At 36.3% G+C, this 15,155-nt stretch carries 17 protein-coding genes and 1 riboswitch; of the genes, 4 read left to right on the top strand and 13 right to left on the bottom strand.

Going from position 1 to position 15,155, the window contains the following annotated elements; translation table 11 throughout:
* Nucleotides 1-166 precede the first annotated feature (166 nt).
* A complete protein-coding gene (locus I6L50_RS00670; protein WP_219301279.1) occupies nt 167-403 on the top strand; it encodes a sugar ABC transporter ATPase in 237 nt (78 codons plus the stop codon).
* Nucleotides 404-430: 27 nt separating this feature from the next.
* Here the strand turns inward: I6L50_RS00670 and I6L50_RS00665 are convergent, their stop codons facing one another.
* The 4 genes from I6L50_RS00665 to I6L50_RS00650 form a co-directional block, all read right to left on the bottom strand.
* Entirely contained in the window at nt 431-1,426 is a 996-nt protein-coding gene (locus I6L50_RS00665; protein WP_001054974.1) for an ABC transporter permease, read from the bottom strand.
* The gene (locus I6L50_RS00660; protein WP_219299984.1) at nt 1,410-2,897 is read right to left on the bottom strand and encodes a sugar ABC transporter ATP-binding protein; all 1,488 of its coding nucleotides are present in this window, start codon (nt 2,895-2,897) and stop codon (nt 1,410-1,412) included. Before I6L50_RS00660 ends, I6L50_RS00665 begins: the two co-directional genes overlap by 17 nt.
* Nucleotides 2,894-4,006, bottom strand: coding sequence for a sugar ABC transporter substrate-binding protein (locus I6L50_RS00655; RefSeq protein ID WP_219299982.1), 1,113 nt, complete (start codon nt 4,004-4,006; stop codon nt 2,894-2,896). The genes I6L50_RS00660 and I6L50_RS00655 overlap by 4 nt, the downstream gene beginning before the upstream one ends.
* 87 nt (nt 4,007-4,093) lie before the next feature.
* A riboswitch (SAM riboswitch) is annotated at nt 4,094-4,199 on the bottom strand.
* Between the two features lie 92 nt (nt 4,200-4,291).
* Complete coding sequence (locus tag I6L50_RS00650; protein WP_002029878.1) at nt 4,292-5,593, bottom strand: NCS2 family permease; 1,302 nt, start codon at nt 5,591-5,593, stop codon at nt 4,292-4,294.
* Nucleotides 5,594-5,817: 224 nt separating this feature from the next.
* Here I6L50_RS00650 and I6L50_RS00645 point away from each other — a divergent pair, with 224 nt between their 5' ends.
* The 3 genes from I6L50_RS00645 (at nt 5,818) to I6L50_RS00635 (ending at nt 8,235) form a co-directional block, all read left to right on the top strand.
* Nucleotides 5,818-6,684, top strand: coding sequence for an SDR family oxidoreductase (locus tag I6L50_RS00645; RefSeq protein ID WP_219301278.1), 867 nt, complete (start codon nt 5,818-5,820; stop codon nt 6,682-6,684).
* Nucleotides 6,685-7,058: 374 nt separating this feature from the next.
* Complete coding sequence (locus tag I6L50_RS00640; RefSeq protein ID WP_219299980.1) at nt 7,059-7,820, top strand: L,D-transpeptidase; 762 nt, start codon at nt 7,059-7,061, stop codon at nt 7,818-7,820.
* Between the two features lie 163 nt (nt 7,821-7,983).
* Nucleotides 7,984-8,235: a hypothetical protein gene (locus tag I6L50_RS00635; protein ID WP_002029881.1), complete on the top strand. Its 252-nt coding sequence runs from the start codon at nt 7,984-7,986 to the stop codon at nt 8,233-8,235.
* Between the two features lie 32 nt (nt 8,236-8,267).
* On the opposite strand, the gene I6L50_RS00630 is transcribed toward I6L50_RS00635, so the two are convergent.
* The 9 genes from I6L50_RS00630 to I6L50_RS00590 all read right to left on the bottom strand — a co-directional run bounded on the left by I6L50_RS00630 (nt 8,268) and on the right by I6L50_RS00590 (nt 15,120).
* Complete coding sequence (locus tag I6L50_RS00630) at nt 8,268-8,483, bottom strand: DUF1540 domain-containing protein (RefSeq protein ID WP_002029883.1); 216 nt, start codon at nt 8,481-8,483, stop codon at nt 8,268-8,270.
* Between the two features lie 72 nt (nt 8,484-8,555).
* Nucleotides 8,556-9,011 (bottom strand): thioredoxin family protein, encoded by a 456-nt coding sequence (locus tag I6L50_RS00625; protein ID WP_016093295.1) that lies wholly within the window; start codon nt 9,009-9,011, stop codon nt 8,556-8,558.
* A 12-nt stretch (nt 9,012-9,023) separates the two neighbouring features.
* A complete protein-coding gene (locus tag I6L50_RS00620) occupies nt 9,024-9,443 on the bottom strand; it encodes a disulfide formation protein C (protein ID WP_000532269.1) in 420 nt (139 codons plus the stop codon).
* 164 nt (nt 9,444-9,607) lie between these two features.
* Entirely contained in the window at nt 9,608-9,856 is a 249-nt protein-coding gene (locus tag I6L50_RS00615) for a YhdB family protein (protein ID WP_001195459.1), read from the bottom strand.
* 121 nt (nt 9,857-9,977) lie between these two features.
* Nucleotides 9,978-10,487 carry a PCYCGC domain-containing protein gene (locus I6L50_RS00610; protein ID WP_219299978.1) on the bottom strand — a complete coding sequence of 170 codons (510 nt, stop codon included), beginning with the start codon at nt 10,485-10,487 and terminating at the stop codon, nt 9,978-9,980.
* A 45-nt stretch (nt 10,488-10,532) separates the two neighbouring features.
* Nucleotides 10,533-11,642 (bottom strand): GerAB/ArcD/ProY family transporter, encoded by a 1,110-nt coding sequence (locus I6L50_RS00605; RefSeq protein WP_219299976.1) that lies wholly within the window; start codon nt 11,640-11,642, stop codon nt 10,533-10,535.
* Between the two features lie 12 nt (nt 11,643-11,654).
* Nucleotides 11,655-12,737 (bottom strand): spore germination protein GerYC, encoded by a 1,083-nt coding sequence (gene gerYC / locus I6L50_RS00600; RefSeq protein ID WP_219299974.1) that lies wholly within the window; start codon nt 12,735-12,737, stop codon nt 11,655-11,657.
* Nucleotides 12,734-14,239, bottom strand: a complete 1,506-nt coding sequence (locus I6L50_RS00595) for a spore germination protein (protein WP_219299972.1) — start codon at nt 14,237-14,239, stop codon at nt 12,734-12,736. Before I6L50_RS00595 ends, gerYC begins: the two co-directional genes overlap by 4 nt.
* A gap of 278 nt (nt 14,240-14,517) precedes the next feature.
* Nucleotides 14,518-15,120 carry a hypothetical protein gene (locus I6L50_RS00590; protein WP_219299970.1) on the bottom strand — a complete coding sequence of 201 codons (603 nt, stop codon included), beginning with the start codon at nt 15,118-15,120 and terminating at the stop codon, nt 14,518-14,520.
* Nucleotides 15,121-15,155 lie beyond the last annotated feature (35 nt).

The raw sequence follows: 15,155 nt of genomic DNA, 5'->3' as shown, positions 1-15,155 counted from the left end.
TATGTGGAGAGGTGATACATATGGAAAATGTATATAAAGGGTAACTAACTGTTACGATTTATTTAACCAATTATAACCAAAGTGAATTAAATATATCAGTAAGCCCTGCTAGTCAAGTGATTGGCTAGTAGTGAGGGTTAACTACGGGCAATCTTTTGTTTTCATTATGACGTTGTTAATTACGTTTCTTCTTTCAAAAAAATCATATAAGAAGCCTGTTATTAAATATATACCAACGTTAATATTGTTTATTTTGGCTGTCATTTCTTCTGTTATGTTTGTATTGAATAACGGAATGGGAGAGCTGATGATAGCGGTCTTCTTAGGGATTGCAGCGATTGTGAACGGTCTTTTACTTCTTGCATTGAAAGTAGTTCGTTTGATTGTTGCAAAAGGAAAGTAGCGCATCGGAATTCGATGCGCTACTTTTTTATTTACGCTTCTTTTTAATAAATGAAAAGGCTAAAGCTGCAATTAAAATACTGCCTTTAATGATATCTTGCGCATAATAAGGAACGTTCATCATTGTAAGGCCGTTTAATATGATTCCAATTAATACGGAACCAAGAAATGTTCCGATGACATTTGGTTTCTTAGCACCGAACATTGCATAACCGATATAGGCAGCTGCAACTGCATCCATTAATAATGGGGCGCCAGCTGAAACTTGTCCTGTTCCAACGCGGCTACATAGAATAATACCGCCAATAGAGGCAAGTAAACCGCTAATCATATAAGCATATACACGGTAACGATCAGTAGGAATACCAGCTAGTCTAGCAGCTTCTCGATTCCCACCTGTCATATAAAAGAAACGACCGTACGTTGTTTTTTCTAAAAATACATATGCAATTAAAACGACGATAAGCATGATAATGACAGGGACTGGAATTCCTAACACAGAACCTTGACCGATAAATAAAAAGGATGGAATAAAATGTCCTTTGGCACCAGACATTCCTTCATAAATAGAAGATCCTTTTGAAAATGTTAAGTGTAGTCCATTCACGATATACATGATACTTAATGTAGCTAGTAAATCTGGTAGTTTAATGCGGATAACGAGTAGTGCATTTAATAATCCAACTAATAGCCCACAAAGAATAGGAACAAGGAGTGTGACTAATAGTTCTTGTCGATATAAAATGAGACAGGAAGCAGCGGCAATGGTTGCTAAACTAGCGGTAGAGCCGACTGATAAATCAAATCCATCTACAATTAATGTAAAGGTAACACCAATTGCAAGTAACGTTACGATAGAAATGGAACGTAAAATATCACTAATATTGTTGTATGTTAAAAAAGAATCGTTGACGATAGAGAAGAAAATTGTAACACCTATAATGATAGCAATCGTACTAAATTGATAAAAAAGATGAGTAGGTAAATATAGTTTCTTAGTTTTTGTTTTATGAACGAGATTCAATGGAATAACTCCCTTCAGATAAATGTAAAAGCTGTTCAGGAGATAGTTCGTCTGGTAAGTATTCACCTACAAATTCTCCGTTTGCGAGTATAAAAATGCGATCAGCGATATGTAGTGCTTCATCTTGTTCTCCTGTGAAGTAAATTACGGAACTTCCGCCATCTGTAATGTTGCGAATGAATTGAAAAATGTCTTGTTTTGCAGCTATGTCTACACCTTTAGTTGGCTCGTCCAAAAGAAATAGATTCGGTTTGAATCCATGCCACTTTGCAATGGAGACTTTTTGCTGGTTTCCACCGCTAAGTGAATGAATAAATGCTTTTGGGTCATTGGGTGAAATGCTGAAAGAAGAAATTGCTGTAGTAGCATTATTTAATTCGGTTTGCTTTCGTCTCCAACCTGATTGGTGTAAATTAGTGTGGCTTATAATATCTTCCGAAAGAAATACGCCTTGTTTTCTTCTTTCCTCTGGTACAAGTGCGATCTTTGCTTTAATCGCATCTCGCGGTGTTTTAATTGTTATTGTTTGACCATCTATTTCTGCGTGATAAGTATGATGAGTACCAAATAACGTTTCAGCAAGTGTTGTTTTGCCACTGCCAATTAATCCGTATATCACAACAGTTTCACCTTTCCGTACGGTGAGAGAAAGAGGAGAATGGTCTTTGTGTAATGGAAGTTCTTGTACTTTAAATAATTCTTCGTTCCCTCGTTTTGGCGCTGTATTAATAGGAAGTGTAAGTTGTTTTCCAGTCATCGCTTCCACAATTTGTTGATCTGTAACCTTTGTAATCGCTTCAGAAATTGCAACTTTACCGTTATGTAATATGGTTACATCATCCGCGAAATTTCGAATCTCTGATAAACGATGAGAAATTAAGATGATGCCAATTCCTTTCGATGTTAAATCTTTTAATAGTTGCCCGAAGGTTTCAACTTCTTTCGGTCCAAGAGAAGAAGTAGGCTCATCTAATAAAAGATAATTTGTATTGTTGGATAAAGCTCTTGCGATAAGAAGTAATTGTTTTTCATGTAATGAGCAGTTTGAAACATCTTCCGAAACATTTAAATCAGCCTGTACAGTTTGCAAATGTTGTTTAGCGAGTGAGACTAATTTTGACTTTGAAAATAGTACTTTATTTTGCATTGCTAAATGATCGATTAGTACATTTTCTAATACAGATAATCCAGGAATAAGTCCGTGATCCACTTCTTGTGTTACGAAAGAAATACCATGCTTTTTTGCATCGCGTGGTGAAGTAAAGGAAATAGACTGATTATCAATTTTTATATTCCCAGCAACGGGTTGAATTTCACCAGTTGCTATTTTTAGTAAAGTACTTTTTCCTGCACCATTCATTCCTAGTAAAGCGTGAACTTTTCCTTTTTGTATGTTAATAGAAACATTTTCTAGTACAGGGGTAGAGATGTGATAAGAATGTGTAATGTTTTGAAGAGAGAATGTCATCATTTTTTCTCCTTCTCTAATTTTTTCATCCAAGGTGAATATGCATCTTTCGAGTCTCCCCAACCGTTTATATGTTTTGATAATTGATCCATCGTTATATTTTCTTGTGGCAAACTATTTTTCTTTACTAAATAAGGTTCTAGTGAATAAATATCTGGCGTTTGTTCACCAGCGATTTTCTTGTATAAGAAACGCACTTGAACTTTACCGACTTCAGCTGGATCGGTTGCAGCCGTAGCAGTCCAAGGTGAATTTTCTTTTTGCATGAGTTGTAAATCTTCATTACTTAAGTCAATGCTGTATACTTTTATATCTGTACGACCAGCTTGTTCGAGTGCTTTGACGGCCCCCTTAGCAAACTCATCCCACGAAGCGAAAATAGCTTGTAAATCACCTTTTTTCGGATATTTTTTTAGTAAAGCCTCTACTTGTGTTTGCGTATCAAGTGGTGTGTTATTACTAGCGGTACCAAAGCGTGCAACTTCTTTTATATTTGGATAACGTTTATAAAAAGCATCAATGATAACATTGCGACGTTCCATTGGAGCAAATCCGCCAACCCATACGACGGCGATATTCCCTTGTCCATTCAGATCTTCCGCTAACGTTTTTAATGATTTCCATGCAAGACTATAGTCATCTTGATCAATAATCGTTACGCCTGGTAAGCGTAGGTCGTTATCAAATGCAACTACAGGAATATTCGCTTGTAATGCTTTTTCTACTCCGGGTTTTAGTGCTTCAGAGCGACCGTGATCAATTAAAATACCATCAACTTTTGAATTAATAGCAGTATCTAGATTTGCTGCCATTTTTGCTAAATCATTATCAGAATTGTAGACTTGCACACTGCCGCCGAATAGCTCGACTTGTTTTTTGACACCCTCAATATATTGAGAGGAAAAAGTTCCGATGGACATTTGCATAATTAATGCGATTTTTAATGGGTTTTTTACTTGGCTTGGAATTTCTGTTTGTAAATGATTTGCTGCTGTAGTAGCTTCTTTCTTCACCGTTTGTTGCTTTTGTGAAGAGATAGCATCTTGTTCATTTGTGCAAGCTGTTAATACGAGTAAGAGAATAATGAGTACGGTGGAACATAATTTTTTCATAAAAAAATCCCTCCTAAATTAAGAAAAGAGAGGAGGGAGTGAAAATAAAAACGTCTTTTCATATAGAAAAGACGTCTTATCATATTACTCTTATCTTTCAACACAATGTGTTGTAAGAATTAGCACCGTGCCCATAAATGGGTCGGTTGCCGGGCTTCGTAGGGCTCATCCCTCCACCTGCTCTTGATAAGACATCGAATATTTAACTATTTCGAATTATTCCATAAGTGTATGCTGTTGTCAAATGTTTTTTTGTAAATAAAAAATCCCTCACAACGAGGGATTTTAATGTGGTAAGAAAACTAATTGATAAGCGAACAAGATCCCGAATAAATACACAAGTGGGTGAACAGCACGGAATTGTCCTTTTGCCACTTTCATAAGTGGGTATGAAATAAATCCAAGTGCAATACCTGTTGAGATACTTGATGTAAGTGGCATGCTTAAGATTACTAAAAATGCTGGGAATGCTTCATCGAATGTATCCCAATCGATGTGGCGAACTGAGCCCATCATAAGACTACCAACGATAATTAGTGATGGTGCTGTAATAGCTGAAACGCCAGAAACAGCGCTCACTAACGGTCCGAAGAATGCTGCTAATGCAAATAGAACAGCTACTGTAACAGTTGTTAAACCAGTACGACCACCAGCTGCAACACCAGCAGATGATTCAATGTAAGCTGTTGATGGTGTTGTTCCGAACATAGCTCCAATTGTTGCTGAGAATGAGTCAGATAGAAGAGCTCGTCCTGCTTTTGGAAGCTTTCCATCTTTCATAAATCCACCTTGTTGTGCAACGCCAAGTAGTGTACCTGTTGTATCGAATAGTGTAACAAGGAAGAATGAGAACACAACGCCGTATAATCCGTAGTTAATTACATCAGATACAGCAGTAATTGGATTTGAAACGATAATTCCTTCTGGTAATCCAGGCATTGATGTAACGCCGCTTGAAAATGTTAATTGACCTGTGAAGTAAGCGATAATACCAGTTAATAACATTCCGATAAATAGTGCCCCGTTTATATTTAAAGACATAAGGATAATTGTAATTCCAAGGCCAGCTAATGCTAGTAGAACTGGAGCAGAGTGAAGATCGCCAAGCCCAACTAAGTTTGCATCATTTTTTGTAACAATTCCCGTTAAGCGCAAACCGATAAAAGCAATAAAAAGACCGATACCAGCAGTAAGTGCATGTTTTAGGTTCTCAGGAATTACTTCCATTAATTTCGTACGGAAAGATGTGAATGATAACAAAATTAAAATCATACCTGCTACGAATACAGCAGAGAATGCAATCGCGAAAGTCATGCCTTCATGAGCTTTTACAACAGAGTAAGAGAAGTAAGCATTTAATCCCATACCTGGTGCAATTGCGATTGGTAAGTTTGTAAAGATTGCCATAAATAATGTTCCGACAACAGCGGCGATAATAGTAGCTGTAAATGCTTGTTCAAACGGAACACCTGCATCCCCAAGGATGACAGGGTTTACGACAATGATATATGCCATTGTTAAAAAGGTAATAATACCTGCCATAATTTCAGTTTTAATAGAAGTTTTATGTTTTGAAAGGTTAAACATATAAACATCCTTTCTTTTTACGAATAATTTTCACAACAGTTATATATAATATTCGTTTTTTAACTATTTTGCAATAGTTTTGCATAAAAACTTTAGAACAACTCATATTTTATGTCGTAAATTCGAATATTAATCGTAAAACTGTGTGTGAATTTCGGTTTTTTAATGTGTAAGTAGTTTTTTTTATTGTGCGCATTATAAGGGGAAAGGAGTTGAAGGAAGTTATGCCGCAGCAAAAAAACTTTTTAACAATGCCAGCACAACATCAAAATAAACAACCTGGTATTGAATCGTTAATGAATCCTCTTCCAAAGTTTGAAGATCCAAATTATAAAGGAAGTGAAAAGTTAAAAGGAAAAAATGTATTAATTACAGGAGGAGATAGCGGGATTGGAAGAGCTGTTTCTATCGCTTTTGCAAAAGAAGGAGCAAATATTGCGATTGCTTATTTAGATGAGGACGAAGATGCAACTGAGACGAAACAACTTGTGGAAAAAGAAGGCGTGAATTGTGTATTATTGCCGGGAGATTTGAGTAATGAACAACATTGTAAAGAGATTGTAGAAGAGACCGCCCAGCAGCTAGGGGGGCTAAATGTTCTTGTGAATAACGTCGCACAGCAATATCCGCAGCAAGGACTAGAGTATATTACAGCGGAACAGCTAGAAAAAACGTTCCGTATTAATATTTTTTCTTATTTTCATGTTGCAAAAGCAGCCCTCTCTCATTTAAAGAAAGGGGATGTAATTATAAACACGGCATCTATCGTTGCGTATGAAGGAAATGAAACGTTGATCGACTATTCTGCAACGAAAGGAGCAATTGTCGCTTTTACAAGATCGTTATCTCAGTCGTTAGTACAAAAAGGAATTCGTGTAAATGGTGTTGCACCAGGCCCAGTTTGGACACCGCTTATTCCATCCAGTTTTGATGAGAAAAAAGTATCACAGTTTGGGAGTAATGTTCCTATGCAAAGGCCTGGTCAGCCGTATGAATTAGCGCCTGCATATGTATATTTAGCGTCTAGTGATTCGGCATATGTAACGGGACAGATGATGCATGTAAATGGTGGAGTAATTGTGAATGGATAGTTTTCATTTATAAGAGCAAAGTAAAGCTAATTGCATTTATCCCGCATTAACGGGCAGTAAAATTCCACCTCAAAATTCAGGTGGAGCACAGAAGTTAGGTGGGAGATTAACTGCCCGTAAATGCCCGATTGGTGAAGGCTAATAATCAGTGGGGGATGGACAAAACCCCCACTGATTAAAGTTTCACTTTATCCCGCTATTTGCGGGCAGTAAGATTCCTACCTCAAAATTCGGCGAATGCAAGGAAGTTAGGTGGGAGATACCTGCCCGTAAATGCCCGATTGGTGAAGGCTAATATTCAGTAGGGGATGGACAAACCCTCCCACCGAGTAAAGTTTCACTTTATTATGATGTTAGTGCTAGGGAGGATTTAGATGAAGAAAGTATGGTTTATCGTAATCCTATTTTTCTGCCTGCCAGCTAGCGTTTTTGCTAATACAGATCATTTAATATTAGTTAACCTTACGACGAATCAGCTGTCTTTTTTTGAAGATGGAAACTATACTAAGACATTTCCGATAACGACAGGAAGAGACAGGACCCCGACGCCTGAGGGTAATTTTTGTATTATAACTAAATATAAAAATAAAGAATACCATCGTAAAAAAATAGCTGGGGGTGCTCCGAATAACCCTCTCGGTACGAGGTGGTTAGGTCTAGATAAAAAGGAATATGCAATTCATGGAACAAATCGGGAATGGACGATTGGAAGCAGGGAGTCGAATGGTTGTATTCGCATGCACGATCGGGACATACAATGGTTATACGACCGGGTACAATTACAGACGAAAGTAATTATTTCTCGTTTTCATACGAGTCCCGAATATGAAGCATATAAGCTAGGTTATCGTGTTGTGAGCTGGAATGGTCGTAAAGTAGAAGAAGAACAAATTGGAATGCTTACGTTAGTAGATCGTGTAAATATATATTGGCAAGAACCAAATGGACAATTGACGAAAGTAAAAACAGTATTGCCAAATGAAAGATACACAGTGTATTCCAAACGAAAAGATGGAACCTATTATATAGGAAACAATTTGTATATTGTAGATGAAACAGGAGAAAAAATTCGTTATGAACAATTACCTTATTCGATTTTAAGTAACCTATATAAACGGAAATATAATGTCCCGTAATAGCTACCGTAAATAGACGGTAGCTTATTTGTGATGAAGTTTAGTTGGTTTTAATGATTTCATACCAATCGAGCGCCTGTAAATAGTGAGATGAAAAAATTGAAACAGCAACTATTATGTTTTTCTGAATATAATACAGTACAGACTGGGGGGCGGTCACATTATGAAAAGTGAATTTGCATTTAAAATTTTCTTAATCACGACTTGTTTATTTATCGTGTATTTATATGCGTTACTCGTCTTTTCCTTTTATGTTCCATATATTGATTTAATATTGTTCGTCGGATTTATTTGGGCATTTGTTAAAGCGAGGGAAGGGGAGAAGAGTGTATATCGACGCATTACTTTATGCGGGACGGTCCTTCTCGTTATTTTGTACTTTTTTATGATGCATGATGTTTGGAGAGGAATGTAAAAAAGCATACGACTAATCGTATGCTTTTACGTTTAATATTTCGGTTTAAATGTATGACAACACGTTTCTACACTCGTTGTTACAGAACTTTCAAGCGTCTCGTTTGTTAAAGTAGCGTTTGTATATGAACTGTTTTCAATTTGACCTGCTTCTTGTGCATCAGGTTGAACAACGATTGCACTTGCTTGACAAAGGTTACCTTGTCCCCAAAATGAGCAATTGGAAACAGAGCATTTCACTTCTGGCATAAAACCCCCTCCTTATACATTAGTGTGGGAGTTTACACGCATTTCATGTATAGAAGGAGTTTCCTTTTCTTATTATTTTTTCGTTTGCTCAAGCCACTCTTTTAATTTGTCTTCCGGTTGTTCGCCGCTAATACGGCTCACTTCTTTACCATCTTTAAAATGAATGATTGTTGGAGTTCCTTTAATTTTATATTCATCCCAAGGAGCATCTAATTTTTCAATATCCATAACTTTCATATCAACATTCAAGTCTTTAGCCATTGGTACTACGATAGGAGATAGCTTTTGACAATGAACGCAAGATGTTTGATAAAAGTATACTGTTTCTTCTTTTTTCTCTTTTAAATTCTTTTGGAGATCTGAAAGAGAGATTTTATTTGTATAGTAGTCAGGGCCATTTGTCTTACTATCAGTAGCATTATCAATTTTTTGGCTTGTTGAAGCATTTTTTTCTTCCATTTGTGTTACAGCGAAAATTGCTGCAAACAAGGCGATAATAATACCGCCAAATATAAGCATTTTTTTCATTCTTTCATCTCCTTATTTGTTTTTAATTACGATGAAGCTACAAACAGCGATTGTGATAAAGCCGATAAGTGCTAAAAACGGGATTGTCACAAAGCCGAACCAGTTTATGTATTCTCCCGTACAAGGTACGCGGCCGCAAGCTGCCCCAGCAGCTGAAAATGCTGCGATTTTTTGAATTGCATAGTGATATAAAGAAATACAAGCACCAATACTTGCGATTGGTAAAGAATAACTTGCAATGCGATAGTCTTTCTTTACTACAGCGATACCGAGCCATAAAACAAATGGATACATAAAAATACGTTGATACCAACAAAGGACACAAGGCTCAAATTTCATAATTTCGGAAAAGTATAGACTTCCTAATGTAGCAATAAACGAAGCTCCCCATGCAGTAAGTAAAGCATATTCTTGCTTTTTTTCTCGTCCCATATTTTATACCTCACTTATAATAGTTACATACTAAATTATAGTATGAAGTAGTAGGGAAAAGAAAGAAAAAATATGTTTATCAATAAAAGTTTTATGAGGAGAAACATTTATTGATATGAACATTTTAAAAAGCGCCATTCTCATAAAGAGAATAGCGCTATATTTTACATTTGAATTTGCTCTACTTCTTCTACATGTGACTTTTGGGATGCGTGGTCAATATATTGAAATAGGAGCTGCAATTGTTTATCAACTTCTGGTAGTTCTTTACTGTATTGATAAGCGTGTAAAAAATGCTCAATACGCTTAGAAAATAATTGATCGTTCGTTTGAACCATGAGAACGAGTAATTTATCCCAATTACAGCAATACGTGTAATAGAGAGCTTTATCATAGTCGTTATATGTTTGCACTGTGTACCCTCCTTACCGAGGAGTTATATATAGTGTGTGACAAGTAAGGAGAAATACACTTGAAAGAATTTGTTAAGAAAAAAGGTGAATGAAAAGAGAAAAACGAGGGATTTCCTCGTTTTTATGCTTTTGGCATTGGCGTAGGTGTTGGCTTGCCATAGCCTTCTTTGTATTTATTGTCGATATAGTTACGAATTTCGAGCGTTGATTTTCCTTTTTGTTTCATAGAAGCCGATTCAACCGCGATTTCTAGGCAGTTGACACAAGTTGTTGCGTGGGAATCCCAAACAACTTCACCATTCTTTTTAATTTCACGAATAAAGCAGTTTTTATTGTTTTTATGTCCTACACTCTCACCGCAACCGCAGTAACATGGAATCCAATCTAATAGCTCTGCATTTTGTCCAGCGACAGTGTAGATATCTTTCATTTGCGGATCAAGCTTGTCTAGAAAGGTAGGGAGTGTGTCGACTCCTTTTGTTTTTTCTTGAATATCAGCTTGCTGAGTGTGCGTGGCATGATCATGTTCTTTTTTTGATTCAGAAGATTTTTTGTCATTTGTACTAGTACTTCCGCATCCAGCAAGAATTAGGCTCAGTACTGCAAGTAAAGAAAATACATACTTTTTCATTCGCTTGTCCCCTTTACAAATGTATTAACCAAATTGTATCAAATATCATGGTGTGTCGGGTGAAGATTTTTTCGACTGATTTTTGAAGCGCCATCGTAGTGAATGGAATAGAAATAAAATTGGGATATAAGCGTATACAATATATAAACCAGCTTGAGACAGTACTGTATTTAATGTATTAATACTTTCACGGTTTGTGAAAAATAAGGATGAAATAAATATAGCTGCAATAAAAAATGGAAGTGTAATTTTAAATGGTACATGAAAAGACCTTTTACTAATGCAACAAGAAGACCAAATTGTTAAACAAAGATTAGGTAAAATAATAAGATACCATATGAAAATAATGATGTACTCAAACCTTTGGATAAAAGGAATCTTTATGATTTTTAGCATTGTTAATGTTGGCCAAATTGTATGATGTAGTTGTCCTTGGCTATAGTACATAAGGGAAACGATGGCTAGTATTACGTATAGAATTGTTGTAAAAGCAATACCACCATGCGCCCATTTATTTAATGATTTTTCTTTTTTTATAAATGGATAAAAAATAAGAATTGCTTCAAATCCAAGAAATTCTAATGCAGATGATTTCGCTGCAGTTAGAATTTCTAAAGGTGAATGAGTTAGAATTGGGAGAATGTTACGGACATGCGCGTATTTCATTGGGAAAACTAAGAAAAATAGGACGAAAATCGGTATTACGACGCCCCAAAAACACATTCCTGTTACAGAGCGAAAACCACCTTTAATTACGTAGTAAGTCACAAGTAAAAATAATAAAGTTAATTTCCACGGTTTAATTGTAGGGAAGACCCAAACTTGAATGACTTCAATATATGTACGAAGGACAGTAAGGCAAAATAATAGAAGGTATGCAGCAAAGCATACGGACAAAAATGTTCCAGTCCACTTTCCGAAACATGTCGTATGAATATTCATTAAATCATTATCTTTTTCTAACATTTTAAGCATGCAAAATAGCACGATATGAGTTGCAATGCCCGCAACAATAAGAGAAATCCAAGAATCATAACCGGCATATTGTGCAATAATCCTTTGGTAACCTAACACACCTACTCCAATTTGAAGGGAGTGTAATAGAAGAAATGTGAAATAAGGGGAAACAGTATGTGTTTTATCTTGTCCAGCCATTACAGCACCTCACTATTCTCCGATACCAGATTGTACGACATTAATTTTCACATTAACTGCAACGTCTACGCTAGGATACATTTCTTGAATTTGTTTCATGCTCCATTTTCTTGAGTGACTACGAATTTCTTCACGTATACCGATTGGATCGATTTCTTTTTCTTGGAATTGTTTTATTAATTCGTTTAAATGTTTTTCAAGTGTCTTTTCTACATGTTTTTTTACGTAAGTTACATTTTCGCTCTTTGATAAATCAAGCCAGTCAGGGGCATTTTTTATAAGTCCATTTAATTTCAGTCGAATGTGAACTTTCGGAATGTCACCGGCTTCGGAAAGGGAACAAACACTATTTCCAGATAAGTTTTGGGTTGCGATTAAGCCTTTATGTTTACCTTGACGTATCGGAACTTCGTAACGTCCATTGTTAGTTGGATTAATGAGTAATTTAAATAAAAAAGATCCTGTTTTATCTGTATACATAGCTACTTTATCCTTTTTTAAAAAAGCGAGTCCTTTAATGGAAGCAGACTTGTCTTCTGCAACTTGAATGTAAGGAAGAAATGGATCGCAGCCAGATGAATAAAAATCATATAGAAAAATATTTAAGGCCATCCGAGGGATTGTCTCCGTTTCTATATTTTGCTCCAATAAATCAGATAGATATAGCGATCCATTTGTTTTGACATGTTTAAGTAATTCTTCTGTTGAACCGTCTACAAGCGCTAGCTGCACATCTCGGCCAATGTTAGGGTCACGTTGTAAGTTGTTAATAATATCTCCGATTCCACGTTCACCGAATGATTTTCCAAATAGGACAACGCGCATTTGACCTACAGCAATCGTATGTGGTGATTTTGCGTTTAGAAGTGAAGAGATTGTTTCAATGGTACCAGCGGTAGTGGATTGAGTTTCTGGTTTTGATTGCACTCCTTTTGTGTAATCTGGATAGAGAATCGTCCCACGAAATTTCTTCTTTTTCGTTATATCGAATCCACCCACATGAATAATCCGCTGTGTATCTACTATGTTAGGTTGTGTACAGCCGGATAGAAAAATTAAAATGATAATGGAAAAGCGTAATAAAATATTTTTCATTTTTCCTCACCGTCGCGTTTTTCTTTCGCTTGGTTTGGATCATAGCGCCATTTCTTCTTTGGTCTTAGAAAAGAAGCCCGTCCTGCAGTTTGACTAAATGGAAGACGAAGGAGCCCTTCAGCTGTACCTAACCCGCGAAATGGATATAAAGGTAATAAATAAGGTGATCCAAGTGATTTTAAGCGAATTAAATGAGCTAATATGAATACAAATCCGACGATTAGCCCTACACCTCCAAATGCTCCAGCTAAAATGATGAGGGGAAATCGTAATATCCGGATAGTGGAAGACATTTTTACTGTTGGTGTTGTAAAAGAAGCAAGCGCAGATAACGCAACCGCAATTAATAAAATAGTACTCGTTAAAGCAGCCTCAACAGATGCTTGGCCAATGACAATCCCCCCAACAATACCAATCGTTTGACCAACTTTAGTCGGTAAACGAGCTCCAGCCTCGCGCAGTAATTCGATTGTAATTTCTAAAAAAAGTGCCTCCAAAACAGGTGGGAATGGTACATTGGCTCGGGAATAAATAATTGGTCCAAGTAAATCTGCGGGAATCATTTGATAGTGATACGTTAATACAGCTGTATAAATAGCTGATGAAAATAGGGAGAATGCTGCTCCGAAAAAACGAACCAATCTAAGAAATGAGCCTGCTATCCATGGTAAATAATAATCTTCTGGAGATACGAAGAAATCGAGTAATGTCGCCGGTCCAGCTAATGCATAGGGTGAACCATCTGTTAAAATGACAACACCGCCATTAATGAGTGCATAAACAGAACGATCTAAGCGCTCTGTAGGTAGTAAAACAGGGAAGGGAGAGTTACTATTATCGCTAATAAATTGTTCGATCATAGTCGCATCGAAAGGAACATCAAAGTCAATGCCCTGTAGGCGCTGCATCGCAGTATTGACGTGCTGATCATTTGTAATGCCTTCGATGTAAGCAACTATGACCTTTGTTTTTGATATAGAGCCAACTACAACTTCTTTAAAAACTAATTGCTCCGTTATAATACTTCGGCGAAGTAAGTGTGTATTTGTATCAATATTTTCAACGAATCCGACTTTGGGACCGATTACACTATATTCATTTTCTGTATCGTTATATAATCGTGTACCTAAAGCTAAACTTTCAGCGCGAAGAAGTGCATATTCGGCTGCTTTGGAATTAACTTTTAGCTGCAAAAGTACATATCCACCTAACAGTTTTTCACGGATATCATCAATAGAAGGATTGGTGATAATCTCCTCAAGTGTGACGATATTTGCTATGTCACTTATATTTTGAATGTGATCTAATTCTTTTTTGATAGGTGTTAAAATGAATCGATTAATAATAAGTGATTCTACTGTAGATTTATAATAAAACAAACATAATGTCCCATCGTCTACTACGTTATAAGAAACGAAATCACTAGATTCTTTCATCGTGTGGATAAACTCGGGAATGGAACAGATTGTTTTTTTATTCTTTTTAGATGTTGAACGAAACATTTTCTCACCCCTGACATGCACCATTTACTTGTGTTAGTTTTTGGGAAAGACGGGAATTTATACTTGAAAACTGAAAGTTCATAAAGTGAAACTTTAATCAGTGGGATTTTGTTCATTCCCCACTGATTATTAGCCCGCACCAATCGGGCTTTTACGGGCAGCCCGACTCCAACCTAACCTCTTTGCTCCAGCAGAATTTTGAGGTGGGAGTTTTACTGCCCACAAATAGCGGGATAAAGAAAAGGAAGAGTAATGAATATCTCTTCCTTTTTGGCATATTAATTTGTTTTCTTTTCTTTAATAGATTGTACTAATTTAATCATCTCTGCTCGTATATCTTCTTTTTTAACATTTAATTTTTCCGCAATTTGTTTAATATCCATGCCATCTTTTTTCATTTTTAGTACATCATCGAGAGGGGTATTACTTTTTTGAGCGATGATTGTTAATACCGCGAGCTGACGTAAGCCGATGTTATACTCTTTCATTTTTTGTTTTAGCTGATCAGGTGTAGATTTGTGCATGTTTGCTAATTCTTGCAGTAGTGCTTTTTTCGTTTCTTTATTCATATGATGCTTTTTCAATTTACTTGGATCTACACCGAAATGCTCGGCTGTTTTCTTCCAAGATTTATTTTGCTTATAGTAAGCTAAAACGTCCTTAATTTCTTTTTTACTTATTCTTGCAATGTGGGCAGCTTTCCAAATTTCATGTTTATTATAGCCGAGTTTTTCGAGCGACTGCATTTCTTCTTCTGAAATAGGCTTATGATGGTGCATTGTTACTTCTTTTGGCGTGGCAGCGGAAGCAGAAGCAGGAAAGACAGATATCCCGCACAATAATGCTGCCATAGTCATACTTACTACGATTTTCTTATACATGTAAACTCCTCCTAGATGGGTAATGTGGAAAACTT

The sequence above is a fragment of the Bacillus sp. FDAARGOS_1420 genome, from assembly GCF_019344915.1.
Classification (GTDB): Bacteria; Bacillota; Bacilli; order Bacillales; family Bacillaceae_G; genus Bacillus_A; species Bacillus_A mycoides.
Note: the sequence above shows the minus strand (reverse complement) of the source record. Positions and strands in the feature narration are given on the sequence as shown.